The 23982-nt window shown below is 60.7% G+C and carries 21 protein-coding genes and 1 pseudogene; 18 read left to right on the top strand and 4 right to left on the bottom strand.

What is annotated here, in order from left to right; genetic code table 11:
* The first annotated feature begins 5 nt into the window (after positions 1 to 5).
* The 6 genes from DM806_RS09860 to DM806_RS09885 all read left to right on the top strand — a co-directional run bounded on the left by DM806_RS09860 (position 6) and on the right by DM806_RS09885 (position 5621).
* Positions 6 to 347, top strand: coding sequence for a Zn-ribbon domain-containing OB-fold protein (locus DM806_RS09860; RefSeq protein WP_218647436.1), 342 nt, complete (start codon positions 6 to 8; stop codon positions 345 to 347).
* Positions 344 to 1483, top strand: a complete 1140-nt coding sequence (locus DM806_RS09865; protein WP_179043041.1) for a thiolase family protein — start codon at positions 344 to 346, stop codon at positions 1481 to 1483. The genes DM806_RS09860 and DM806_RS09865 overlap by 4 nt, the downstream gene beginning before the upstream one ends.
* Positions 1484 to 1493: 10 nt before the next feature.
* Positions 1494 to 2273, top strand: a complete 780-nt coding sequence (locus tag DM806_RS09870; protein WP_179043042.1) for an SDR family oxidoreductase — start codon at positions 1494 to 1496, stop codon at positions 2271 to 2273.
* 67 nt (positions 2274 to 2340) lie between these two features.
* Positions 2341 to 3525: a CaiB/BaiF CoA transferase family protein gene (locus DM806_RS09875; RefSeq protein ID WP_179043043.1), complete on the top strand. Its 1185-nt coding sequence runs from the start codon at positions 2341 to 2343 to the stop codon at positions 3523 to 3525.
* The gene (locus DM806_RS09880; protein WP_179043044.1) at positions 3516 to 4292 is read left to right on the top strand and encodes an enoyl-CoA hydratase/isomerase family protein; all 777 of its coding nucleotides are present in this window, start codon (positions 3516 to 3518) and stop codon (positions 4290 to 4292) included. Before DM806_RS09875 ends, DM806_RS09880 begins: the two co-directional genes overlap by 10 nt.
* Before the next feature lie 99 nt (positions 4293 to 4391).
* Positions 4392 to 5621, top strand: coding sequence for an iron-containing alcohol dehydrogenase (locus DM806_RS09885; protein ID WP_179043045.1), 1230 nt, complete (start codon positions 4392 to 4394; stop codon positions 5619 to 5621).
* Here DM806_RS09885 and DM806_RS09890 read toward each other — a convergent pair.
* Positions 5559 to 6518 (bottom strand): LysR substrate-binding domain-containing protein, encoded by a 960-nt coding sequence (locus DM806_RS09890; protein WP_179043046.1) that lies wholly within the window; start codon positions 6516 to 6518, stop codon positions 5559 to 5561. The two genes, DM806_RS09885 and DM806_RS09890, sit on opposite strands and share 63 nt — an antisense overlap.
* A gap of 405 nt (positions 6519 to 6923) precedes the next feature.
* Between DM806_RS09890 and DM806_RS09895 the strand changes: the two genes are divergently transcribed.
* The 12 genes from DM806_RS09895 (at position 6924) to DM806_RS09950 (ending at position 22184) form a co-directional block, all read left to right on the top strand.
* Positions 6924 to 8213: a spinster family MFS transporter gene (locus DM806_RS09895; RefSeq protein ID WP_179043047.1), complete on the top strand. Its 1290-nt coding sequence runs from the start codon at positions 6924 to 6926 to the stop codon at positions 8211 to 8213.
* Between the two features lie 41 nt (positions 8214 to 8254).
* A complete protein-coding gene (locus DM806_RS09900) occupies positions 8255 to 10633 on the top strand; it encodes a TonB-dependent receptor (RefSeq protein WP_179043048.1) in 2379 nt (792 codons plus the stop codon).
* A gap of 142 nt (positions 10634 to 10775) precedes the next feature.
* The gene (locus tag DM806_RS09905) at positions 10776 to 11537 is read left to right on the top strand and encodes an SDR family NAD(P)-dependent oxidoreductase (RefSeq protein ID WP_179043049.1); all 762 of its coding nucleotides are present in this window, start codon (positions 10776 to 10778) and stop codon (positions 11535 to 11537) included.
* The gene (locus DM806_RS09910; protein ID WP_179043050.1) at positions 11534 to 12316 is read left to right on the top strand and encodes an enoyl-CoA hydratase/isomerase family protein; all 783 of its coding nucleotides are present in this window, start codon (positions 11534 to 11536) and stop codon (positions 12314 to 12316) included. The genes DM806_RS09905 and DM806_RS09910 overlap by 4 nt, the downstream gene beginning before the upstream one ends.
* Before the next feature lie 4 nt (positions 12317 to 12320).
* The gene (locus DM806_RS09915; protein WP_179043051.1) at positions 12321 to 13484 is read left to right on the top strand and encodes an acetyl-CoA C-acetyltransferase; all 1164 of its coding nucleotides are present in this window, start codon (positions 12321 to 12323) and stop codon (positions 13482 to 13484) included.
* Between the two features lie 312 nt (positions 13485 to 13796).
* A complete protein-coding gene (locus DM806_RS09920; protein ID WP_179043052.1) occupies positions 13797 to 15743 on the top strand; it encodes an alpha/beta fold hydrolase in 1947 nt (648 codons plus the stop codon).
* Positions 15744 to 15749: 6 nt separating this feature from the next.
* On the top strand, positions 15750 to 16838 hold the full coding sequence (locus DM806_RS09925; protein ID WP_256869200.1) for an enoyl-CoA hydratase/isomerase family protein: 1089 nt from the start codon (positions 15750 to 15752) through the stop codon (positions 16836 to 16838).
* Positions 16835 to 17623 (top strand): alpha/beta hydrolase family protein, encoded by a 789-nt coding sequence (locus DM806_RS09930; RefSeq protein WP_179043053.1) that lies wholly within the window; start codon positions 16835 to 16837, stop codon positions 17621 to 17623. Before DM806_RS09925 ends, DM806_RS09930 begins: the two co-directional genes overlap by 4 nt.
* Positions 17620 to 18597, top strand: a complete 978-nt coding sequence (locus DM806_RS09935; protein ID WP_179043054.1) for an alpha/beta hydrolase — start codon at positions 17620 to 17622, stop codon at positions 18595 to 18597. The genes DM806_RS09930 and DM806_RS09935 overlap by 4 nt, the downstream gene beginning before the upstream one ends.
* 34 nt (positions 18598 to 18631) lie before the next feature.
* On the top strand, positions 18632 to 19468 hold the full coding sequence (locus DM806_RS09940; protein WP_179043055.1) for an oxidoreductase: 837 nt from the start codon (positions 18632 to 18634) through the stop codon (positions 19466 to 19468).
* Positions 19469 to 19600: 132 nt separating this feature from the next.
* Positions 19601 to 21037, top strand: coding sequence for an aldehyde dehydrogenase family protein (locus tag DM806_RS09945; protein WP_179043056.1), 1437 nt, complete (start codon positions 19601 to 19603; stop codon positions 21035 to 21037).
* A 52-nt stretch (positions 21038 to 21089) separates the two neighbouring features.
* Positions 21090 to 22184, top strand: coding sequence for an NAD(P)-dependent alcohol dehydrogenase (locus DM806_RS09950; protein ID WP_179043057.1), 1095 nt, complete (start codon positions 21090 to 21092; stop codon positions 22182 to 22184).
* Positions 22185 to 22190: 6 nt separating this feature from the next.
* On the opposite strand, the pseudogene DM806_RS27770 reads toward DM806_RS09950, so the two are convergent.
* From DM806_RS27770 to DM806_RS09960, 3 genes and pseudogenes are all read right to left on the bottom strand, one after another.
* Positions 22191 to 22407: pseudogene (locus DM806_RS27770) on the bottom strand (Tn3 family transposase); the annotation flags it as partial.
* 160 nt (positions 22408 to 22567) lie between these two features.
* Entirely contained in the window at positions 22568 to 22915 is a 348-nt protein-coding gene (locus DM806_RS09955) for a YybH family protein (RefSeq protein ID WP_179043058.1), read from the bottom strand.
* 30 nt (positions 22916 to 22945) lie between these two features.
* Positions 22946 to 23903, bottom strand: a protein-coding gene (locus DM806_RS09960; RefSeq protein WP_179041815.1) for an IS630 family transposase whose coding sequence is annotated in 2 segments (ribosomal slippage) — positions 22946 to 23582 and positions 23581 to 23903 — 960 coding nt in all. Because the reading frame shifts where the segments join, the coding sequence is not laid out codon by codon here.
* Positions 23904 to 23982 lie beyond the last annotated feature (79 nt).

The following is a 23982-nucleotide window of genomic DNA, read 5'->3' on the forward strand; positions in this document are numbered from 1 at the left end:
CTCATATGGCGAACGATGGTCAGCAGACCATCCTGTGCGGCGCACTCATGTCGCAGGGCGAGATTCGTTTCCCGCCGCCCGAATTTCTGATCGGCGATGAGACGGCGACACCAGTCCCTTTGTCGCCAATCGGCCAGCTCTATACCTATACGACGGTTCACCCCGGCAAAGCGCCGGCCTACTCGCTGGCCATGGTCGATTTCGATCACGGACTGCGGATATTCGGCCGTTTGTTGCTCGGCGAAGCGCCCCCCGCCCTCGGAAGCAATGTCCGGGTCGTCCCTTTCACCTTGTCCGAAGGAGAAATCGACTTCGCCTTCGAGCCTGTTGAGGAGGATGCAGCATGAACGAACCCTTGATCACCGGCGTCGGCATCTCGGATTTCGGGCGCTTTCCCGATCTCACCGAAGAAGCGTTGGCGCAGGTTGCCATTATAGATGCGCTGGCGGACGCCGGCATCGCGGTGAAGGATGTCCAGGCCTTCTATTGCGGCAACGCGCTGGGTGGCCATTTGCCCGGGCAACGCGCCCTTCGCGATCTCGGCACCGGCGGCGAGGCGGTCTATAACATCGACAACGCCTGCTCGAGCGGCGCTACGGCGCTCAACCTCGCGCTGAGCGCGCTTCGGGCTGGCCAGTATGAGACCGTTTTGGTCTTCGGCATGGATCATCTGAGCGGGCTCGGCGGCGGTGCGCTGCCGATGAACCAGCGAGACTGGAACAATCGGCGCGGCATGATCATGCCCGCCTTGTACGCCATGCGCGCGACGCGCTACCTGCATGATTTTGGAGTGACACGCGAGGATCTGGCGGATGTGTCGGTAAAGAACCGGCGGCACGGCGTCCTCAATCCGATCGCAACCTTCTGCAAGGAAATGACGCGTGAGGAAGTGCTGGCGTCGCGCATGGTCGCAGATCCCCTGACGCTTCTGCAATGCTGCCCCGCCGTCGTGGACGGCGCTGCCGCGGTGGTGCTGACCACCCGACCGTCGGCCGGCGCGGCGCGGCCGGTGCGCGTGCGCGCCTCGATCGTCCAGTCGGGTGTATTCGAGGTAAACCAGACCGACATGACCGAAGCGGAGATCACGCGCCGCGCAGCGCACCTCGCCTATGAACAGGCCGGGGTGGGGCCTCAAGACCTGAGCATGATCGAACTTCACGATGCGTTCACGATTTCCGAACTGCTCTACTACGAGGCCTTGGGCTTGTGTCGGCGCGGGGAAGCCGCCTCGCTCCTGGCGAGCGGCGCGACGACGCTCGGTGGCCGGATCCCAGTTAACCCCAGCGGCGGCCTGCTCGCCAAGGGGCATCCGCCCGGTGCCACGGGCGTCGCCCAGGTGGTCGAGCTGTGCGAACAGCTGCAGGGGCGTGCCGGGAAGCGGCAGATCGCCGATCCGCGGCTCGGCCTCTGTCAGGTGACCGGCGGGGGTATTTGGGGCGTGGATCATGCCGCATGCTCGATCCACATCCTCGAAGCCGCTTGAGGAACTGAACATGGCAGACGACATTCAGAAGGCGCCGCAGCGTCTGGACGGTATGACCGCGATCGTTACTGGCGGCGCCAAGGGCATCGGGCTGGCGGTAGCGCAAGGACTGGCGGCCCGGGGCTGCCGCCTCGCGCTCTGGGACATCGATGACGCGGCGCTCCAGGCCGCCTCTGACGATCTGACGGCACTGGGGGCCGACGTATCGATCAAGAAGGTCAACATCGTCTCCGAGCCGGAGGTGCAGGCGGCGGTCGCCGAACTGCTCGATCGGAACGGTCGCATCGACGTGCTGGTCAACAATGCCGGCATCGGCGGCGACAAGCTGCTCGTCAAGATGGAGCTGGATTTCTGGCAGCGCGTGATCGACACCAATCTCACGTCGCAGTTCATCTGCTGCAAGGCCGTAGCGCCGACCATGGTGGAGCAACGGTTTGGGCGGATCATCAACATCTCGTCGCGTGCCTGGCTCGGCAACCGCGGACAAGCCAGCTACTCGGCCTCGAAAGGCGGCATCGTCAGTCTCACTCGTACCCTCGCCCTTGAGTTCGCGCGTGAAGGCCTGACGGTGAATGCTGTCGCGCCGGGGATCATCGAGACGCCTCTTTTCGCCACGCTCAAGCCAGAGGTGCAGGACCGCCTCATGCGGTCGGTGCCAATGGAACGCATCGGTCAAGCCGAAGACATCGCCAACGCCGTGTGCTTCTTCGCCCTGCCCGCTTCGAGCTATGTAACCGGCCAGTTGCTCTACGTCTGCGGTGGCCGTAGCCTCGGAAGTCCCTCAGTATGACACCGGAACCTGCTACCCGGAACAACCGGCGTCGCGCGGTCTCGTCGCGTGTTGGCGAGAACGCGCTATGCTAGGCAACGCCCTCGCCGGTGTCAGCGTGCTCGATTTCACGCAAATCGCAGCCGGCCCGCTGTGCACGCAGAGTCTGGCCGATCTGGGTGCGACGGTCACGAAGATCGAAAGCCCGACCGGCGATCTTGGACGCGCCCTCGCACCATTCGTCAACGGAACGAGCGTCACCTTCCTTGCCCTGAACCACGGAAAGCGGAGTGCGAGCCTGGACCTCAAGGATCCGGCCCAGCGCGATGCCGTCCTGCGGCTCATCGCCAAGGCCGATGTCGTCGTTGAAAGCTTCCGCCCCGGCGTGATGGAGCGACTGGGCATGGGTTACGAGCAGGCGCGGAAGCTCAATCCCGACATCATCTACTGCTCCGTTTCCGCCTATGGCCAACGATCGCCGTGGCGGGACAAGCCGGGCGTCGACGGGGTCCTTCAGGCCGTCAGCGGGCTGATGAGCGTGACGGGTTTGCCCGGAGCTTCTCCGTGCAAGGTCCAGGTTCCCGTCGTGGATATCGTGACTGGCTATATCGCCGCAGTCGCGGTTCTCGGCGCACTGCGCAAGCGAGAGGCGGGCGGTGGCGGTGAATGGATCGACGCGAGCATGTTCACAAGTTCGCTCGCCATACAGCAAATGGCGTTCGCCTCCTATTTCTCCGATGGTGAGGTACCGGAGCGGATCGGCAGTGCGGCACCCTATGCCGCGCCAAACGAGGCGCTGCGCTGTGCCGACGGGTGGATTATGGTGGCCGCTTACCACCCCGCGCGTTGGACCTCGCTCTGCAAAATCATCGGGCGGGCGGACCTTATCGACGATCCGCGGTTCCACGATCTCAGAGGGCGGATCACCCATCGCGGCGCGCTGGTGACACTCCTGGAGGACGCCATGTCAACTCGCCCGCGCAGCGAATGGCTGGACCTATTCGAGAAGGCAGACATCATCTGCGCGCCGATCAACGATTATGCCGAGACGGTAACATCGCCGGCCTTCACCGACGACCTCGCCGAACTCATCGATCAACCCGGTATCGGGTCGCTCAAATTCCTGCGGACACCGCTGCGCACAGTCGGCAACGTCCCAGCTCCGCGCACCGCCGCGCCCGCGATCGGGAAGCACACTGAAGAAGTTTTACTTGAAGCGGGGCTGCCAGATCCAGCGGACCCCGCCAGTCTGGAGAGCCCGAAATGCCCGTAATGCTGGAGGTGGAGGATTTCGTCGCCACCATCACGCTCAACCGCCCCGAAGCGATGAACTCGCTCGATCCCGAGTCAATCCAGCAGCTCGACGCTGCATGGAAGGAGATTTCCCGAAGGAGCGACATTCGCGTCGGGATTCTGACTGGCGCGGGCGAGCGGGCGTTCTGCACCGGCGCCGACCTGAAGAAGACCATGCCGCCGTCCGAGAGTTTCGCGGAACTGCACTTCGGGTCGACCACGGACGCGCCGATACTGGCGGCAATGCGAACCGACAAGCCGATGATTGCTGCGATCAACGGCTACGCGCTTGGCGGAGGTCTTGAGCTTGCGATGATGTGCGATATCCGCATCTCAGCGCAGACGGCGATCTTCGGACTGCCCGAAGTGTCGATCGGGAGCATCCCCGCTGCTGGAGGAACCCAGAGGATCGTACGCGCTGTCGGACAATCGGATGCCATGCTGATGCTATTGACGGGCGATCGCCTCGATGCGGCCGAGGCGCTTCGCATCGGTCTGGTCAGCCGGCTGGTGGAACCAGGCAAGCTGCTCGAGGAAGCGCGGGCGATCGCAGCGCGTATCGCCGCAAACGCACCGCTTGCAGTTGTGGCCGTCAAGAAGCTTGCGACAGTGGGACGCGAACTGCCGCTCGCAGCAGGGCTCGAGCTGGAGCAGCAAACCTTCGGCATACTTCGCAATTCAGAGGACCGGATCGAGGGTCGAAAGGCGTTTGCGGAAAAGCGAAAGCCTGCTTTCCAGGGCCGTTAACCCGCCCGAACCGGGGCCTGGCGACAGGTCGCAAAACGCTACGCAGGGGGATCGCCACGTAAGGGTACCCGCCGCAGCGCCTATAATTGGACAATCAACATGAATGACCACGATCTGGCCCGCCATACTTTCGACGCCCGCAATTACCCGCTGCGCATACATTCCGGCACGGGGGCGCTTGCGGCGCTTCCCAAGGAACTGGAGCGGCTCGGCGCCTCCCGCGCGCTTATCCTGTGCGGGCGAAGCGTCCGGGAGAAGACCCATCTGGTTCAGCGGATAGAAGAACTCTGCGCAGGTCGCATCGCCGGCGTCTTTGCCGGTATCAGCGAGGGCGCGCCAGCCGAGAGCATCGAGGAAGCCGCAAGGATTGCCGGTGAGCTGAACGCCGACGCGCTGATCCCGATCGGCGCCGGCAGTGTCATCAAGGGCGGCCGGGTCGTTGCCATGCTGCTCGGCGAAGGAAGGCCGCTTCTCGAGCTAGCCACCGAACATCGGAATGATCAACCTCCGGTCAGCCGCCGCTTGATGGCACCGAAAATTCCGATCCTCAATGTCCTGACGGCACCTACATCGGGGCAGAATCGCGGTGGATCGGCCGTCCGGTATCACGGAACCGCCCATCACCTCGAGTTCTTCGATCCAAAGACCCGGCCGCATGCCGTATTCTGGGATCCGGAGGCGCTGGCGACCGCGCCTTTGTCTCTGATGCGATCGACCAGCTTCGAAGTCTATTGGTGGGCGCTCATGTGCATGGGCGCGATCGATACGGTCAATCCGCTCGTCCAGTCGAGTCGCAAGCATGCCTGGACCTTGGCATATGACGCTTACCCTCGTCTCCAGAACGGCGACGCGGCGGCTCAGATCGACCTGTGCGCGGCGGCCCTTCTACAGAACAGGGATGAGGAAGACGGCGGCAGGCCCTGGTCCAGCCAACTGCTTGCACGGGCGGCCTACGCGTCATCAGTTGCGCTGTTCAACGGCTTTCCCGGCGTCACCCAGTCGCGCGGCTATGCAGCCTTCGGGCCGAACATGGTGCGGGAGCTGGGCGCGCTCGTGCCGCAAGTGACGTACAATCTTGGCCTGGCCCTGGGCATCGACGTTGCTGCGACCAATCCCAAGCTTCCCGAGCTCGTAGCGGACGCAATGACGAAACTGTTCTCCGACCTGGGCTGGCCGACCAGTCTCGCAGATTGCGACCTTGCGATCAGCGATGCCCCCAAGTTGCTGAAATTCGCGGTCCGCAACTACAACGCCAATCATGACCGCCTATTGGACAGACATTCCGATGCGATCCTCCGGGGCATCGAGCGGACCATCAAGCCGATTTAAGCCGTCCAATTTCATATTCTCGATCTCATTGACGACCCATTCAAAGAAGGCCTTGAACGCTGGGCTCGAATTGCGTCGTCCAGACCAAACAAGATAGTAGCCGCTGTCTGTCCGGGCGGTGAGATCGAACGGCGCGACCAAAGTGCCAGTCCTGAGCAACTCGGCCACATATGCCCGCTGGACGATGGCAATTCCGAGGCCATCGACAGCTGCTTGAATGGCGAGTGACGAGTTGCCGAAAGACAAACGGCCCTTCGGCTGGAGATCCCCCACCCCTGCGCACTCAAGCCACCTCTGCCAGTCGTCCATGCGTCGCATGGAATATAGGAGCGTTTCGTTCGCTAGATCATGAGGCATGAAGGTGCCCTCCTTCCTCAGGAGGCCTGGTCTGCAAACCGGTAGAAATTCGTCGTCGAACAAACGAATGCCATCCAGACCCGCAGGCGGTTCTTCGCCGATAAACGACGCCACGTCGACGTCATCATCCTCGAAATGAATCGGACGAAAACTGGTCATGATCTGAATGTCGATCTCCGGGTGCGCCTCATGAAAGCGGATGAGGCGGGGCATCAACCACCTTTCCGTCAACGTAGGAAGCAGGAAGAGCTTTAAGGTTTTATGCCACGACCGGCGGGCGATCGTGTTCACGGTCAATTCCATCATCTGGAAAGCTTGGCTGAGCGCAGGACGCAGCACCTGTCCGGCGTCCGTTAATTCGATGGAGCGGCCTTTGCGCCTGAGGAGCGCCACGCCGACGGTGTCCTCCAGAAGCTTGACCTGCTGGCTCACCGCGCCCGGCGTCACACACAATTCAATGGCTGCCTTGCGCACACTAAGGTGCCTTGCGGTTGCCTCGAAGGCGCGGAGGCCAAGTAGCGGTAATCGTGAGCGTTGCATGCCAACCGTTTAGCAAAACCGAACAATGGGCGCAAAACAAAAGTCTTGTTCCAAGTGCCGTAGAAAGCGAAAACTTACACACGAGAACAAAAAACCGGTTGTGATTGGAGAGGATAGCTAAATGATCGGACTTGGGCGATCGCTCTGGGATCAGCGCGGTTCTACAGATGTTGCCGCAGCTTGGGGCCAGATCCACACGCATACAAGATGGCGGCATCCCTCCCGACAGTTGGGCCCGGAAAAGGGCAATTGCGGTTCGGTGGCCTCAAGCAAAAAGCTTGAGCGAGCCGACTCCGCTGCGACGTGACCGAACCGCGTGGCTCGAGCTATGTCGAACCAGTATTTGTCATCGCAATCTTCGATGCCGCCAATTTAAAACGAAAGAGAAGGAATGGGTGAGGAAACATGAATCGACATTTCATCACGATCATGTTGGCGGTAACTTACGCTGTATCCTTTATGGATCGCCAGATTTTCACGATCCTTCAAGAGCAGATCAAGCATGAGTTTCTGCTGAGCGACGCCGAAGTCGGACTCCTCCAGGGTTTTTCCTTTGCGATATTCTATGGCGGCCTCGCCATACCCGTTGCCTGGCTCGCCGATCGTCACAATCGCATCAACATCATCGCTACATCCCTTGCGCTCTGGAGCCTCGCCACCGCAGCCTGCGGGCTCGCCGCCAACTACACCCAACTTATGGCTTCGCGGATCGCCGTTGCGGTGGGAGAGTCCGGTAGTCTCGCGCCTGCGCACTCCATGATATCAGACCTGTTCCCCTCGCACGGACGCGCGCGGGCACTTGGTATCTTTTCGATGGGGACAGGCCTCGGAATGGTTTGCGGGCTTGCTGGCGGCGGCTGGGTGGGCTTCCACTATGGCTGGCGAGTCGCGTTTTTCGTATTCGGTGCACCGGGGATCATTCTCGCGATCGCTCTCAAGCTGACGGTGCAGGAACCGAAACGCGGCACGGTCGATCATGGGCAGCAGGCAGAGCGGCCGAAGAGCCTGTTTCGGTCCATCGCTCAGGTTCTTGCCAGGCCTTCCACCCGCATGTTCATCCTGTGTCAGGCGCTCCTCGTTCTGTGCGGATATGCGCTGCTGTCCTGGTTGCCTTCGCTCATGATCCGTAGCTTCGGCGTACCTCAGACTTCGGCGGGTTTGGCTGTGGCGGCCCTGGCATTATTCGCACACATGCCCGGGACATTTCTCGGCGGCCATCTCGGCGACCGGTTTGTGAAACGTCATGGCGACCTGAGCGTACTGGCGAAGCTATCCGCCGTCTTTCTGGCTCTGGCCTTTCCGTTTCAGATCGCCGCCCTGTGGATGCCGTCGTTCACACCGATGTTCCTACTGGTCGGCGTGTCCATGTTTCTGATGCAGATGTCGTTTGGACCGGTGCTGTCGCTCGTGCAGTGCTCGGTCCCCCCCGGCGAGCGCGCGATAACCGCAGCGGTCATGGCCTTTTTCGGTAATCTGCTCGGCCTTGGATTGGCGCCTGTTACGGTCGGCTTCATCAGCGACACGTTTGCGCCGGCTTGGGGAGCGGACTCACTTCGTGTGGGGCTCAGCGTCGCCTCCGCCTTTCTGGTCCCGGCCGCGCTGGCGTGCGTTGCCGCCATCCATCAAGCGAGAGCCATCAAGACACACCCGGCCGACGCTGTTGAATCGAAATCGTCGAATCCGGCGCTCGGCTGAGCGTAGCGGCAGAACATCAATAAAAAAGGAGGGGAAGAAATATGAAACACTCATTGCATTGGCTGCTTTGTGCGACTGGGTCGCTGGCAGCGTTGACCGTCGCCACAGCCGCCCAGGCACAGTCCCAGGATGCGGGCACAGCCTCGACATCCGCAGAGACTTCAGCACAGGCGGCCACGCAGGAGCCGCCGGCGGAAGAGGCGAGCAGCGTAGGCGATATCGTCGTGACGGCTCAGCGTCGCGCGCAAAGCATCAACGACGTGCCGATCTCCATATCCGCCTTTTCGGGCAACGAACTTGCGGCACGAGGCGTCACCGACGCATCGGACCTCAGCAAGCTGGTGACGGGATTCACCTTCGCTGACAGCGGCTTCAGCGCGCCTGTCTACACGGTTCGCGGCGTGGGCTTCAACGATGGCAGCCTCGCCGCCACGTCGACGGTTGCCGTTTATCTCGACGAAGTGCCTTTGCCCTATCCCGTTATGACGCGCGGCGCATTGCTCGATGTGCAGCGTCTCGAAGTGCTTAAGGGCCCGCAGGGCACGCTCTACGGCCAGAACTCGACCGGCGGCGCGGTCAACTACATCCCGAACAGCCCGACTCGTGACTTTGCGGCTGGTGGAACCCTGGATTTTGGCCGCTTCGATGCGGTCCGCGCCGAGGCCTATGTGTCCGGGCCGCTTAGCTCGACACTCGCTGCGCGTATTTCGGCGAGCACGCAGTTTTCGGACGCGTGGCAGAAGAGCCTGACCCGTCCCGGCGATAGGTTGGGGAAGACGCGGCGTGCATCAGGCCGTATCCTCCTCGACTGGAAACCGACCGACAGACTGACCGCGACGTTCAACCTCAATGGCTGGCTGGATCGTTCCGACACATTGGCGCCGCAGCTTTACAGGAAGCTTTATGTGAGACCGGCGGCTATCAACACCACACCGGTGTTGCGTGACGCACCAATCAATCCGAGCACTCCGCGTGTTGCCGACTGGGTCCCAGGAGTCGACTATGATCGCGATGACAGATTCTATCAGGCGTCAGCAACGGTCAAATGGGAATTGAACGATTATCTGAACGTCAATTCGATCACCTCCTATTCTGACTACAAGAACCAGGCGAATATGAATCGCAGCGGTGTCGCGGCGCTGGTTTTCGATACCTATACGGACGGAAAGATACGTTCGATCTACCAGGAACTTCGTCTCGCAGGTGGCAGCAAGCCGTTCAGCTGGATCGTCGGCGGCAACTATCGCGACGACAAGGTTGTCGAGAATTCTCTTTATAACAACTACGACGCGACAAATGCTGTCGTTTCTGGTGTACGGACGCGACAGTATCGGATCGCCACCAAGACGAACGTGAATGCCTGGGCGGTATTCGCCAACGCGGATTGGGACTTCGCACCAACGCTCTCGCTTAACGCAGGCGCTCGCTATTCGGGCGAAAAGCAGTCCCTTACCGGTTGCGTTCGCGATGACGGCGACGGCACGCTCGCCGCTGCATTCACGGGCCAGATCAACACGACCAGAGCACGCCTCGGTCTGGCGCCTATTCCGGCGATCCTGCCGGGGGCGTGCATCACGGCCGATGCGAACCTCATGCCGAACCTCGTCCATCAGGAACAGGATCAGAAAAACTTCTCTTTCCGGACGGCCTTGAATTGGAAGCCGAACAGGGATGTCCTGGTGTATGGCAGCATCTCCCAGGGGTATAAATCGGGAGGTTTTTCCAGCATCGTCGCGACTTCAGCTTCACAGTTCGCCCCGTCAACGCAGGAGCGGCTGCAGGCCTTCGAAATCGGCACCAAGTTGACGTTATTCGACGGCAAGGCGCAGCTGAATGCCGCAGGCTTCTATTATCTCTACAAGGACAAGCAGCTTCGCGGGCGTCGCCAGGACAATGTTCTGGGAGCCCTGCCGGCACAGGTGAATATTCCTAAATCCGAGGTGAAGGGTCTGGAGTTCGATGCTCTTGTCCAGGTGACCGAGGGCTTGCGGCTCTATGGCGGCGCCACTTACCTGGATACCAAGATCAAGCGGTTCATCGGCTACAATCTGGTCAATCAACTGGAGGACTTTGCAGGGTCGCCTTTCAACTACTCACCCAAATGGCAGGCAAATGTCGGTGGGGAGTATAGCATACCGGTGACCGCGTCTGCGGAGGCATTTGCGGGAGGCGATTTGACCTACAGGTCGAAGACAAATGCTTTCTTCGGTGACGCTCAAGATTATCTGATCAAAGGATATACTCTGGTTGATCTGCGCGTGGGTGTGCGCGACCAGGACGGGCGCTGGAGTGCTTCCATCTACGGCCGCAACGTGGGCAACACCTACTATTGGTCAAACGTAACCAAAGGGAATGACGCGATCGCTCGGTTGCCGGGGGTGCCGGCTACCTACGGGGTCACATTGACCGGCAAGTTCTGATGGCACGGGGCAAAGGCCGGCTCTCTCGGGTGGGAAGCCGGCCTTTGATCCCGCAGGCGATAATAAGCGCTGCCGGTTCGGCGGCAAACCATCGGGAGAAACCGGGAGATCATATGGTGCAGTCGTCTGGGGAGATACCTGAATGAACATCAAGGATGTGGCCGCCATCGTGACCGGTGGTGCTTCGGGCCTCGGCAAGGCTACCGCCACCATGCTGGCCGCCCAGGGCGCCAATGTTGCAATTTTCGATCTCAATGCGGAGGCAGGAAAGGCCTGCGCTGAAGAGATCGGTGGATTGTTCATATCCGTCAACGTGGCGGAGGAAGCGAGCGTTCTCGCCGCGCTCGACGCTGCAGAGAAGGTGCACGGGACCGCGCGCATTCTGGTCAATTGCGCAGGCATAGCGCCGGCTGTGAAGACTGTCGGCAAGGAAGGCATTCCGCATCCGCTCGACACCTATCGCAGGACGATCGAGGTCAACCTGATCGGTACCTTCAACATGATCTCCAAGTTCGCGGCGCGCACCGCCGAAACCGAAGAGATTGACGGCGAACGTGGCGTTATCATCAGCACCGCCTCGGTGGCGGCCTTTGACGGGCAGATCGGACAGGCGGCCTATAGCGCGTCAAAAGCGGGCGTGGCCGGCATGACGCTTCCGGTGGCGCGCGATCTCGCCTCGCACAAGGTACGCGTGATGACGATCGCGCCGGGCATTTTCCTGACGCCGATGCTCGAGGCCCTTCCCCAGAACGTCCAGGATGCGCTCGGCGCTCAGGTCCCTCATCCCTCGCGCCTCGGTAAGCCCTCCGAATTTGCGTTGCTTGTCGAGAGCATCATTCGCAATCCGATGCTCAACGGAGAAGTAATCCGGCTTGACGGCGCGATCCGGATGGCACCCCGATGAGTGGGAACGTCCTCTGCTCGATCGAGGGCGATATCGCCTGGATCACCCTCAACCAACCCGAGGCTGCCAACGCCATCTCGCTGGCGATGGCGCGGTCGCTGCGTGACGCGGCGATGCGGTGCGAGAGCGATCCCGCCGTGCGCTGCGTGGTGATGACCGGCAACGGCAAGCTTTTCTGTGCCGGCGGCGACCTCATGGCCATGGGGGGCGCGGGCGATAAGCTCCCCGCGTTGCTGGCCGAACTGATTGCGACGCTGAACACGGCTGTGACTCGGCTCGCGCGCATGCCAAAACCGCTTCTCACACTGGTCAACGGACCGGCCGCCGGCGCGGGGCTCAGTCTCGCAATTCTCGGCGACGTCGTTCTGTCGGCCCGCTCGGCCCACTATACCGCTGCCTACGGCCCGGTTGGACTGACTTGTGATGGTGGTCTGAGCTGGTTGCTCCCTCGCCTGGTCGGCTTGCGCAAGGCACAGGAGATCATTCTCACCAACCGTCGCATCAAGGCGGACGAGGCTGAAGCCGTCGGCCTCGTCACGCGCACCGTCGACGACGATGTCCTCAAGACCGAAGGACGGGCGATGGCCAGGACGCTCGCCGCAACCCCCGCCATCGCATTCGGGGCAACGCGCAGCCTCTTACGCGATAGCTTTGAGGCTGGCTTCGAGACCCAGCTCGACCGCGAGCTGCGCACTATGGTGCTTGCCGGCGCCGGCGAGGCACAGGATCGGCTAGCCGCGCTTCTCGCCATTCGCACGTCCAAATCCAGCGGAGCATAAAGTCATGGCTGATGCCTATATTGTCGAAGCCCTGCGCACGCCCGGCGGGCGCGCGCGAAAAGGCGGTCTTGTCGGCGTCCATCCCGCCGATCTCGGCGCGACCGTGCTAAACGCGTTGGTGGACCGCACCGGGATAGATCCGGCCTCGATCGAGGACGTCATCGTCGGATGCGTGACGCAGGGCGGGGAACAGGCCTTCGCCTTCGGCCGCAACCTGGTGCTCGCATCGAAACTCCCCGACAGCGTGCCGGCGGTGACCATCGATCGTCAGTGCGGGTCCTCACAGCAGGCCCTGCATTTTGCCGCCCAGGCCGTGATGTCTGGCACGCAGGACGTCGTGATCGCAGCGGGCGCGGAAAGCATGACACGGGTGCCGATGAACTCGAACTGGCAGCTGCACCGCGCCCAGGGGATTGGCGTTGGCCCATGGTCCCCGGCTATCCAGAAACGCTATGGCGTAGCGGAATTCAGCCAGTTTCATGGGGCCCAGGCGATTGCCGACAAATACGGTTTTTCGCGCGAGGATATGGACGCCTTTGCATTGCGCTCGCACGGCAAGGCAGCCGCTGCGATCGACGCCGGTGCGTTCAAAGACGAGATCATCCCCGTCGAAAGCGTCGACGGCATCTTCGACACCGATGACGGCGTGCGCCGTGGCGGAACGATGGAAGCGATGGCGCAGGTCAAAACGCTTCAGGAAGGCGGCAACATCACCGCCGCCAACTCGAGCCAGATGACCGATGGCGCATCGGGGGTGTTGGTCGTCAGCGAAGCGGCGCTGAAGCGATTCAACCTCACGCCGATCGCGCGCATCGTGAATCTGACAGTCACAGCAGGCGATCCGGTCATCATGCTGGAAGAGCCGATCCCGGCGACGAGAAGAGCGCTGGAGCGCTCGGGTATCAAGCTTGCCGACATCGACCTCTTCGAAATCAACGAAGCCTTCGCTTCGATCCCGATGGCCTGGCTGAAAGCATTAGGCGCCGATCCGGCAAAGCTGAATGTGAATGGTGGCGCCATTGCGCTCGGCCACCCGCTCGGCGCAACCGGCACCAAGCTCATGGCGACGCTGGTTCACGCGCTTGGTCGCCGCCGCAAGCGCTATGGGCTCCAAGCCATGTGTGAAGGGGGCGGCATCGCCAATGTCACGATCGTCGAGCGACTCTAGACCGTCGCGGGCTCTGCCTGTGCGGGTTTGAAGTGAGCTGCTGAGGTTCCTTTGTCCCGCGATTAATAAGGTTAAAGTAGAACTGGAGAAGCTATGGGCGATCAATCACATCAGGACTCTGCGGCTACTGCGGCGCTTGGGATCCTCGGTATGTTCGATGAGGTTCCTGACCCAGATCCTGATTGGGTGGCGGCGAACCCCGATAAAGCACTCCTGTTCTTCTTTGTTAGTCCGAGGCCGTGTGATGGCCTCGACAGGCTCATGGGTTGGCCTGCCCTACCATCCAACGGCCCTTCATAAGGACAGCGCAATTTGGCCCAGACCGACATGTTCGATTGTGTCGAGTCTGTATTATCGCAGCGAATGTTCGACGTCGGCTACCTCAGCCCTATCGGCGCTGGGAAAGCCCGAATTTGGCTGGTCTCGGTGTCCACCATGCCCGCAGCAGGCTACGCAGAGAGGAAAAGTTCAGTGTCTAAGGCGATCCCCGAAGCCCCACTTCGAGAGAGCAGCTCCAATCCGAGCGTCGATGTGGTGAGGAATGCCTGGATTAACGCGTTTGGCGATCTTCACAGCGCCCTTGTTGGCTTGGAACCGATGACACCGCCCGTGATCGACGTCATGCCGGTGGTATCAGCGATCAGCGACATTCTCGCGGGCCTTGCTGCGCAACCCGACACGCTTGTCCGGACGCAGATGGAAATGGCAACAGACTGGCTGAAACTGTGGACAGCTGCCCTTCCCTTCAATCCCGAAGCCGAGTCTGTCATCGAGCCCAATCGGAACGATCGCCGCTTCAAAGACGATGAATGGTCAAGCAGTCCCTATTTCAACAGCGTGAAACAGGCGCACCTGATCGCATCGAAGCACTTGCGCTCGTTGGTGCGTTCCAGCGCAATCCAGGATCCCTCGAAACGGGCCTACGCCAATGTCGTGATCGACCAGTTTCTCGATGCCGTCTCGCCGACGAACTTCCCGTTCAGCAATCCCGTTGTTGTCCGGCGCACCATAGAAACCGGTGGGGCGAATCTCGTTTCCGGTTTCGCCAACCTCCTGGCCGATGTGAGTGAAGGTAAAGGGCTGGTCAAGCGTCGTGCGCCTGACATTTTCAAGCCGGGCGTCAATATCGCAGTCACGCCGGGCGGTGTGATCTTTCAGAATGATCTGATGCAAGTCATACAATATAGCCCTGCCACGCCGGATGTGCGCAAACGGCCGTTGCTGTATGTGCCACCGTTGGTAAACAAGTTCTACATGATCGACCTTCAGCCCAAGAGCAGCCTGATCCGCTGGCTGGTCGAGCAGGGCGAGACGGTCTTTGCCATTTCCTGGGTCGATCCCGACGAAAGCCATCGCAACTGCGAAGTCGCGGATTACGTCAGCCGCGGTGTGATAGAGGCACTCGATATCGTTCGAGAGGCCACCGGCGAGACTGTCACCGACCTGTTCGGCTTCTGTATGGGCGGCACGCTGGCTGCGCTTGCCGAAGCAGTGCTGGTAGCTCGTGGAGAGGGTGATCGCATTGGATCGACCACGTTGATTGGTAGCCTCGTCGATTTCAGCGACATGAAGGAATGGACTGCCTTCGTGAACGAAACACAGGTTGATGCGCTGGACCAGCACGTTGATGAAAAGGGGTATATAGACAAGGTCGAACTGCAACAGCTATTCAGTGCCATGCGGGCAAACGATCTGATCTGGTCGCCCTTCATCAATCACTATCTGCTTGGCGTTGATGCTCCGCCGTCCGATCTACTCTACTGGTTCGAAGATGGCTCACACATTCCCCAAGCGTTCCTCCGGACGTACAATCGCACATTGCTCCTGCAAAATCACTTGCGCGAGCCTGGTGCGGTAAGTTTGCTCGGCGAATCTCTGGACTTGACCAAATCCGTGGCACCCAAGTTGATCGTGGCGCTGAAGGACGATCATGTGTCAGCCTGGACGGCGGTTTATCAGGGCACACAGTATTTTGGCGGTTCCGTCGAATTCGTCCTTGGCGGGTCGGGACACAACGCCGGGGTGATCAACCCGCCAGCGGCCAACAAGCACGGCTATTGGACAAATCCGCAACTGGTCGAAACGGGAGAACAATGGTTAGCCGCCGCAACCAGGAACGAGGGAAGCTGGTGGCCCCACTGGGCAGCCTGGCTTCAGGCGCTCCCCGGCAACACGCTCGTTCCGGCGCGGCAAGTCGGAGATGGCGCGCTGCCGCAGATCGAGCCCGCGCCCGGGTCGTTCGTGACCGGACAATTGTAACGGCCAATGACTTTGGCCGACATATCAGAGACGGGTATTGTTGAGATGAATGAAGTTGAGGTGGTGCAGGACGGCAGGGTCGGTCGTCTGCGATTGAACAGACCAAAGGCCATCAACGCACTCAATCTCGACATGGTCGATCTCATGACGACGGCTTTGTTGGATTGGCGTGACGATCCCGGAATTGACCTGATCATGATTGATCATGCGGAAGGTCGAGGTTTCTGTGCTGGCGGCGATGTCGTGGCCATCGCAAAGGACGTTCAAGGACATGGCGTCGCGGGAGACGCCTTCTTCTATCGCGAATATCAGATGAACCATCTGATGTACACGTTCAGCAAGCCAGGCATCGTGTTCATGGACGGTGTGACCATGGGCGGCGGCGTCGGCATCACTTGTCCGTCCAAATATCGCGTAGCGACCGAGAGGACGATCTTTGCGATGCCGGAAACGGGCATCGGTCTATTCCCGGACGTCGGCGGCGGCCGCTACCTCTCGCGCTTGCCCAATCGCCTGGCGCAGTTTCTGGGCCTGACGGGCGGCAAGCTGAACGGCGCGGATTGCTACAAGGTCAATCTCGCGACGCACTATGTCCCGTCAGAACGGCTCGAGCAGGTGAAGCGTGAACTGTGTGCCGATCCGTCCCGGATAGAGGACATACTTCATGCCGCGTCAGTGCCTCCACCGACGGCGCCCATCATTGATCAGTTGCCTCAGATCAACGATCTGTTCGCCTCTGACCGGCTGGAAGACATCCTGGCGGCACTGGAGGCGGACGATTCCGAGTGGGCAGCGAAGCAACTGGCGATCCTCCGCACCAAGTCGCCCTTGTCCTGCAAGGTCACATTGCGGTTGCTCCTCGTCAGCCCGCACATCAAGAATTTCGCGGACGAGATGAGGTTGGAATTCGGGCTGGTGCATCGCATGTTTCGCACCCATGATTTCGCAGAAGGCGTTCGCGCCTTGTTGATCGATCGTGACAATGCCCCGCGATGGGAGCCGGCAACATCAGGCGAGGTCAGCGACAAGATGATCAATAGGATTTTCGAGCCGCTTAGAGGTGAGGCCGCATGGCGACCTCTTGAGCCGGAATGACATTCGCCATCCGCGATACCGGCGTGGCCTCAGGAGACATCGTTTTGGCGGAGGAGCCGATCGTCAAGCCGTCCTTTGGCCTGGCGTTGCTCGAGCCGGCGCGCGCGTTCGCGGAGTTTGGCGCACTGCTGATGAACGCGTCAACGCTACTCAACGCGCCCAGAGGTGACGGCCATTCTGTCATCGTCCTTCCTGGCTTTGGCGCGAGCGATCTTTCGATGGCATATTTGCGCCACTTTATTAACTTCCTTGGCTATCGCAGCGTCGCCTGGCATCTGGGCCGAAACATGGGCTATCAGTCACTGGGGCCTAACACAGAGGAGCTCCGCAAACGCTTCGAGGATGTTGCCAGTAAGTCTGGCGGGCGCGTCAGTCTGGTGGGTTGGAGCCTGGGCGGTGTCATGGCCCGTCACATGGCTCGCGACTATCCGGAACTCGTTCGGCGCGTTGTGACGCTCGCGGCACCGTTTACCGGGGATCCCGCTGCGACTTCGATCCGGGCCTTCTACGAAATGCTCTCAGGCGAGGATTTCGAATCCCTGGAAACGCAAGCGCTATGGCAAGCCAACCGGGCCGCGCCGAGCGTACCGACTACATCGATTTACACCAGATCTGATGGGATTACAGCATGGCGAAACTGCCTCGAAACGGAAAGCGATCTCACAGAAAATGCCGAAGTGATCGGCAGCCATTTGGGACTTCCCTACAATATCATGGCCTATCGCATTGTCGCTGAACGACTAGCTTTGCCCGATTGCAATCCAGATGTGAGGATAGCGGAATGATCGAACCGCCCCGGCCAACCATCTCGGCGGAACCTCTGCTGCCGGGGTTCCAGCAACTGGTTGATGCCATTGCGGACGCGGAAGCAAAGGGGGCGCCCGCCTGGTCGGCGTTAAGCCCGCAGGAGGTGCGCACAGCTGCTGAGAGGTTACGCAAGCCTGCCTCGATACCGCAGGATATCGTGCGCCGCGATCTGACACTGGACGGTCCCGATTCCGCGCTCCATGCGCGGCTCTACATTCCAGATGGTGCGCAGAAGATCGGTCCAGGTCTCGTCTATTTTCACGGCGGGGGTTTCACTATTGGCAGCGTTGAGGGCCACGATGCGCTTGTTGCCAACCTGGCGGCGGCATCCGGTGTAAAGATTCTGTCGGTTGACTATCGGCTCGCGCCGGAACATCCGTTTCCTGCCGCTCATGACGATGCTGTTGCGAGCGTCAAATGGGCCTTCACCAATGCCAATGTCATCGGCTTTGACGCTGAGCGTATCGGCGTCGGAGGCGATTCGGCTGGGGCAAACCTCGCAGCTTCCGCCTGTCTTGATCTGCGTTCGACCTCGGATGTCGCAATCAAGTTTCAGCTGCTCTTCTATCCCAACACCACGATCAAAGACATTCCTGGCACAAGACAGATTTATGCCCATGGCCATTATCTGACTCTTGAGACTGCCCATTATCTGTTCGGACATTATGTATCGCCGGAGCAATCGATAAGTCCGAGGATAGATTTGCTGGGTCGGGACGATCTATCTGGCTTACCGCCCACCCTCTTGACGGTAGGACATTGTGATATCCTGTACGACGAATGCGTCCTTTTCGCATACCAGCTCCAACAAGCGGGCGTTCCTATCGAATTCATCACCTATCCCGGTTATCTGCACAGCTTCTATGGTTTCTCCGAGTTGGTACCGGACGTGATGGACGCCTTTCAGACAGCGGGAGCAGCGCTGGCGTTGGGGCTAAACGGCAGCGCATGATGCCGAGTGGACGCTCAGCAGAAAGGAGACGAGTGTGAAGACTTGGCTGATTACGGGATGCTCATCGGGCTTGGGTAAGCAGCTAGCCGAGGCAGTCGCCGCTCGGGGCGATCAGGTTGTCGCTACAGGGCGGTCCACTGCTGCCTTGCGGCCCCTGCGCGATCGCTATCCGAAAACGGTGAGAAGCCTGACGCTCGATGTCACCCAGCACGGCGCGGCCGCCGAGGCTGTCGCGCTGGCCGAACGCGACTTTGGGGGGCTTGATGTCCTCGTCAACAATGCCGGACACGGCTTCTTCGGCGCGGTCGAGGAGGCCGAGCCCAGCGAGTATCGGCCGATCTTCGAGACCAATGTTTTCGGTCTGATCGAGACGACGCGCAAGGCCCTGCCCGCCTTGCGCAGGCGCAAGGGATCATGCGTCGTCAATATCTCATCTGGCGCTGGAATCGCCGGGTCGGCAGGCTTTGGCCTCTACAACGCAACCAAGTTTGCGGTGGAGGGGCTATCGGAGGCGCTCGCCGCAGAGCTTCAACCGCTGGGCATGAAGGTGATCATCGTCGAGCCCGGCCCGTTCCGAACCGAGTTTCTCGGTCGCTCGCTCAAAAGTGCGGCCCACGAGATTGATGCCTATCGCGACATCCTCGGCAGGTTGCGCCGCTATCGCGAGACCAACAATGGGCAGCAACCGGGCGATCCCGCCAAGGCGGTCGCCGTGCTCCTGCTGGCGGTGGATGCGGAACAACCACCGCTGCATTTGCCACTTGGGCCCGTCGCCTTCAGTATTGCCGAGCGTAAGATGCGTGCGTTCCACGCCGACATGGAGACCTGGCGGGAGATCGCCATCGCCACCGACTTTGAGACCAGGGATTGAACGTCGCGCGGCGCGATTGGAGGTCACGCCGGCGATGGTCGGCAGCGCGGCGCAGTCCGCAGCGTCCTGACGACGTCCCGAAGCTGAAGATCAACGGCGGGCTCTCCCGTCTGACACATGAGGAACCAGTACATGATCAATCCCGTCGAGAGCTTTATCGATGGCCGGATGGTCGCGCCGACGACCGGGACCTATACCGACAAGCTCGACCCCCGAAACGGCGAGAAGATGGGCCGGGTGGCGAATAGCGGTGCGCAGGATCTCGATCGTGCCGTCGCCGCCGCGGTCAAAGCCTTTGACGCCTGGCGCGACATGCGCCCCTCCGAGCGCGGTCGCATCCTGATCGAGATGGGCCGTATGATCCGCAACGGCATCGAGACGTTCGGCGCGCTGGAGGGCCAGGAGACGGGCAAGCCCAAGAACCAGATCCCCGTCGTGCTCAACATGACCGCGCAGTTCTTCGAGTTCTACGGCGGCATCACGAACGTTGGCGACGGCGAGATCATCGACCAGGGGCCTGACTATCACGTCTATACCCGCCGCGATCCATTCGGCGTCGTCGGTGTTATCTTGCCGTGGAACGCCCCGCTCCATCAGGCCGCCCGCGCCATCGCGCCTGCGCTCGCCGCCGGCAACGCCGTGGTCGCCAAGCCCTCGGAGCATAGCTCGGCCTCGTTGGTGGCATTCGCCAAAGCTGCCGTCGAACAGTGCGGGCTGCCCGTGGGGGTGCTCAACATCATCGTCGGCAAGGGATCGGATATCGGCCCGGCCATGGCCAATAATCCCGATGTCCGGAAGATATCGTTCACCGGAGGCGTGCGGGCAGGCCGCGAACTCGGCCATATCGCGGCTGAGCGCATTCTGCCGCTGACACTCGAGCTGGGCGGCAAGTCCGCCAACATCGTGTTCGACGATGCCGATCTCGACAAGGCGGCGAAGGGCTCGGTCACAGCGTTCACCTTGAACAGCGGTCAATGGTGCGCGGCCGGCTCGCGGCTGCTCGTCCAGCGCAACATCCATGACCAGTTTGTGGAGAAACTGGTCGCGGCAGTTGAACAGCTGACCATCGGCACCGCACCCGATGCCTCGCTCGGTCCCATCACCACACGCGCGCAATTCGAGAAGATTCAGTCCTATTTCGAGGTCGCCCGCAGCGAAGGGCTGACGCCTGCGATCGGGGGCAAGGTTGCGACCGGCCCTGGACTGGATGGCGGATGGTTCATCGAGCCGACCGTGTACACCGGCGTCACCAACGACATGGCGATGGCGCGCGAGGAAATCTTCGGTCCGGTGCTGGTCGTCATCCCCTTCGAAGATGAGGCGGACGCGATCCGTATCGCCAACGATTCCGAATATGGCCTCGCTGCCGGCGTCTGGAGCCGGGACATCGGCCGCGTCCACCGCGTTGCCGGACGTCTGGAAGCAGGGCGCATCGTGGTCAACGAATATAGCGGCGGCCCTGTCCAGGCACCGTGCGGCGGTTTCAAGCAGAGCGGCTACGGCCGCGAGCAGGGGATCGAGGGCCTGCACCATTACACCCAGTCGAAATCCGTCATCATCCGGCTCTGAGCGCGCAGCCGGCGGATCATTCAAAAACGCAAAGCCCAGGAGAGATAAGAGAATGGTACAGATAAGAGCCGCCGTCGCGGTGGAAAAAGGCGCGCCGCTCGTCTTTCGCGAGTTCGAGATCGCCGAGCCGGAAGGCAATGAAATTCTGGTCAAGACAATCGCGAGCGGTGTCTGCCACACCGACCTTCTGCTCCGCGACGAGATGTTCGGCCCGGCGCTCCCGGCCGTTCCCGGGCATGAGGGAGCCGGCATAGTCATCGCCATCGGCCCGACTGTCCAGCACATCAAGGTCGGTGACCATGTCCTCAGCACCCAGGGCTTTTGCGGAGGCTGTAACTCCTGCCGCGGCGCGCATCCGATGAACTGCGAGCACTATGTGCAGTATAACATCACGGGCAAGCGCCCGAACGGGAAGGCCTCGTTCGTTGGCTCCGAGGTGAGCGCGAACTATGTCGGCCAATCCTCGTTCGCCACGCATATGCTCGTGACCGAGAACAATGCGGTCAAGCTCCCGAACGATCTCGACCTCGTCCTGGCGGCGCCGCTGGGCTGCGGCCTGGTGACGGGCTCGAGCACGGTCTTCAATGTGCTGAAGCCGCGCCCGGGTTCCTCGATCATCGTGTTCGGGGCCGGCGCCGTTGGCCTGGCGGCGGTCATGGCAGCCAAGGCGGCCGGGTGTGCCGGGATCGTCATCGTCGACCTACACAAGCCCCGCCTCGAGATCGCGAAGGAAGTGGGCGCGACCCACGCGTTCGTGGCGAACGAGGTGGACATTATCAAAAAGTGCCGCGAGCTGTTCGCTGGCGGCACAGACTTCGGTGTCGACGCGGTTGGCCTGCCCACGACCGCGAAGTCGATGCTCGAGTGCCTGCGCCCAGGCGGACATGCGGTACTGGTGGGTGCCAACGGCTTTGGGAACACGACTGACCTCGAACTCGGGACCCTCATCTTCAATCGTACGATCCAGGGCGCGATCCTCGGCGATCAGGTGCCGCAGATCACGATCCCCGAGTTGGTCGAGCTCTCCCGCCAGGGTCGCTTCCCCTATGAGAAACTGATCAGGACATACGCGTTTGACGACATCAACCAGGCAATCGAGGACAGTGAAACTGGCAAGGTCATCAAGCCGGTGATCACCTTCAACTAGGAACGGTCAGGCCGGCTGAGGGTGAAATAACACCCCAAAGACCGGCGCCTTGGCCCAAAGATATTCGCCGGTGAGGAGGATAGGTGCCCATCCGAAGGGAGACATGGGCGAGCAGGTGATCGGGCGTATCGAGCCCTTCACGGCGCCGAGCCTCGACGGCATAGCCAGGATGCAGGGTGTTCCAGTAGATGATGATGGTGCTGAGCGGATTGACGCCTGCGACATCCCGTTGCCATCTATATCATCAACTGTCGAGTCATTGAGAGAAATGAACATCCTTGTGTACATCAGTACAAAGAATCTGTTGACGTCGAAATCAAAAATAAGTCCGCGCTTGACGCATCACTGCCCATATGACCGACGACTACAATTTCATCATTGTTCTATTTCTTGGTCATGGTTGACGATTCGCAGACGATCTTGCCATCTCTGATGACATAAGTTTCTGTTCCACGGATTTCGTTGTTCTCAAAAAGAACATAAGCATACTCCCCAGTTGCATCTTTACGAATCGGATTTACGGGCCGTTCGCCAAGCGAAGGGCTGCTGGTAAACAGATCCTCGAGGAATCGGCGAATCTCGCTGTGTCCAACGAGAGGCTTGTCAGCTATGGTTGTGAAGAGGACCGCACTTTCATAGTAGTCGGAGAGTATGGCATCCACATCTTTCGTACCAAATGCAACTGCATGTCTTTCTATTACAGCCATTGCGCCCGTGGATAATTCTTTCATCATGCTATCCTTTGCTAGAGCATCGAGCCTTTAATCGGACGCATATCCAGCGGCTTTGAGGAAGTTCCAGCATTCGTCAGGCGTGTAGAGGTCGCAGATATTGCCGATGGCCTGCCATAGGGCATGGATGGTCCTTGCGCCGGTGCGGCGCAGATGGGCTTTGAGTTTGGAGAAAGCCATTTCGATCGGGTTGAGGTCGGGGCTGTATGGTGGAGTGAAGAGGAACCATGCGCCCCGGGCCTTCAATATGGCCTTGGCTTTTTCACTTTTGTGGCTGGAGAGATTGTCGAGGATGACGACATCGCCCGGCTTGAGGGTCGGGGCGAGTTGGGTTTCGACATAGGTTTCGAAGGTTGTGCGGTTCATGGGGCAGTCGATGACCCATGGCGCGGTCAGTCCATCACAGCGCAGCGCCGCGATGAAGGTCTGGGTTTTCCAGTGGCCAAAGGGCGCTCGCGCCTTGAGGCGCTGGTCACGGCGGGCCCGTCCTCGCAGCCGTGTCATCTTCGTCGTGGTTGCCGTTTCGTCGATGAAGACCAGCCGATGCGGCGCCTTGCGCAAGCTGGACTGCCGATAAACGCGCCAGTTCCTGCGCGCCTGGGCAACATCATCGCGTCCGCACTCCGAGGCCAGCAGCGTTTTTTTTGAAGCTGTAGCCGGCCTTGAGCAGCGCACGCGACAATGAGGCAGGATGGGCCCGAACGCCGGTTGCCGCGACAAGTCTGGCCGACAGTTCGGGCATGGTGATGTCCGGCTCGGCATCGACCCATGTCATCAAGGCCGCCATATGCGGTGCCAGCTTGCCATCACCGGGTGGACGCCCTTGCCGGGCAGGTGCCGATGATCCCGTCCTCCCCACCCGCTGCGCCAGCTTCACAGCGCAACTGGGGCTCACCCCAAAATGACGCGATGCTGACCGACGCGATTGCCCGGCTGCAATGTGATCGGCAATCCGGTCCCGAAGATCGGCTGAATAGGCTTTCCCCATGATCCACCTCCATCAACGGTGAATCATATTCTCGCTCCTCTGAAAATCCCCAGATTCCTATTTCAGGCACGATGCTCTA

It is taken from the genome of Sphingobium lactosutens, from assembly GCF_013393185.1.
GTDB lineage: Bacteria > Pseudomonadota > Alphaproteobacteria > Sphingomonadales > Sphingomonadaceae > Sphingobium > Sphingobium lactosutens_A.

What these genes read in the sequence shown, in the direction of transcription:
- DM806_RS09860 (WP_218647436.1), top strand. Translation starts at nt 6, where the DNA reads ATGGCGAACGATGGTCAGCAGACCATCCTGTGCGGCGCACTCATGTCG.
- DM806_RS09865 (WP_179043041.1), top strand. Translation starts at nt 344, where the DNA reads ATGAACGAACCCTTGATCACCGGCGTCGGCATCTCGGATTTCGGGCGC.
- DM806_RS09870 (WP_179043042.1), top strand. Translation starts at nt 1,494, where the DNA reads ATGGCAGACGACATTCAGAAGGCGCCGCAGCGTCTGGACGGTATGACC.
- DM806_RS09875 (WP_179043043.1), top strand. Translation starts at nt 2,341, where the DNA reads ATGCTAGGCAACGCCCTCGCCGGTGTCAGCGTGCTCGATTTCACGCAA.
- DM806_RS09880 (WP_179043044.1), top strand. Translation starts at nt 3,516, where the DNA reads ATGCCCGTAATGCTGGAGGTGGAGGATTTCGTCGCCACCATCACGCTC.
- DM806_RS09885 (WP_179043045.1), top strand. Translation starts at nt 4,392, where the DNA reads ATGAATGACCACGATCTGGCCCGCCATACTTTCGACGCCCGCAATTAC.
- DM806_RS09890 (WP_179043046.1), bottom strand. Translation starts at nt 6,518, where the DNA reads ATGCAACGCTCACGATTACCGCTACTTGGCCTCCGCGCCTTCGAGGCA.
- DM806_RS09895 (WP_179043047.1), top strand. Translation starts at nt 6,924, where the DNA reads ATGAATCGACATTTCATCACGATCATGTTGGCGGTAACTTACGCTGTA.
- DM806_RS09900 (WP_179043048.1), top strand. Translation starts at nt 8,255, where the DNA reads ATGAAACACTCATTGCATTGGCTGCTTTGTGCGACTGGGTCGCTGGCA.
- DM806_RS09905 (WP_179043049.1), top strand. Translation starts at nt 10,776, where the DNA reads ATGAACATCAAGGATGTGGCCGCCATCGTGACCGGTGGTGCTTCGGGC.
- DM806_RS09910 (WP_179043050.1), top strand. Translation starts at nt 11,534, where the DNA reads ATGAGTGGGAACGTCCTCTGCTCGATCGAGGGCGATATCGCCTGGATC.
- DM806_RS09915 (WP_179043051.1), top strand. Translation starts at nt 12,321, where the DNA reads ATGGCTGATGCCTATATTGTCGAAGCCCTGCGCACGCCCGGCGGGCGC.
- DM806_RS09925 (WP_256869200.1), top strand. Translation starts at nt 15,750, where the DNA reads ATGACTTTGGCCGACATATCAGAGACGGGTATTGTTGAGATGAATGAA.
- DM806_RS09930 (WP_179043053.1), top strand. Translation starts at nt 16,835, where the DNA reads ATGACATTCGCCATCCGCGATACCGGCGTGGCCTCAGGAGACATCGTT.
- DM806_RS09935 (WP_179043054.1), top strand. Translation starts at nt 17,620, where the DNA reads ATGATCGAACCGCCCCGGCCAACCATCTCGGCGGAACCTCTGCTGCCG.
- DM806_RS09945 (WP_179043056.1), top strand. Translation starts at nt 19,601, where the DNA reads ATGATCAATCCCGTCGAGAGCTTTATCGATGGCCGGATGGTCGCGCCG.
- DM806_RS09950 (WP_179043057.1), top strand. Translation starts at nt 21,090, where the DNA reads ATGGTACAGATAAGAGCCGCCGTCGCGGTGGAAAAAGGCGCGCCGCTC.
- DM806_RS09955 (WP_179043058.1), bottom strand. Translation starts at nt 22,915, where the DNA reads ATGAAAGAATTATCCACGGGCGCAATGGCTGTAATAGAAAGACATGCA.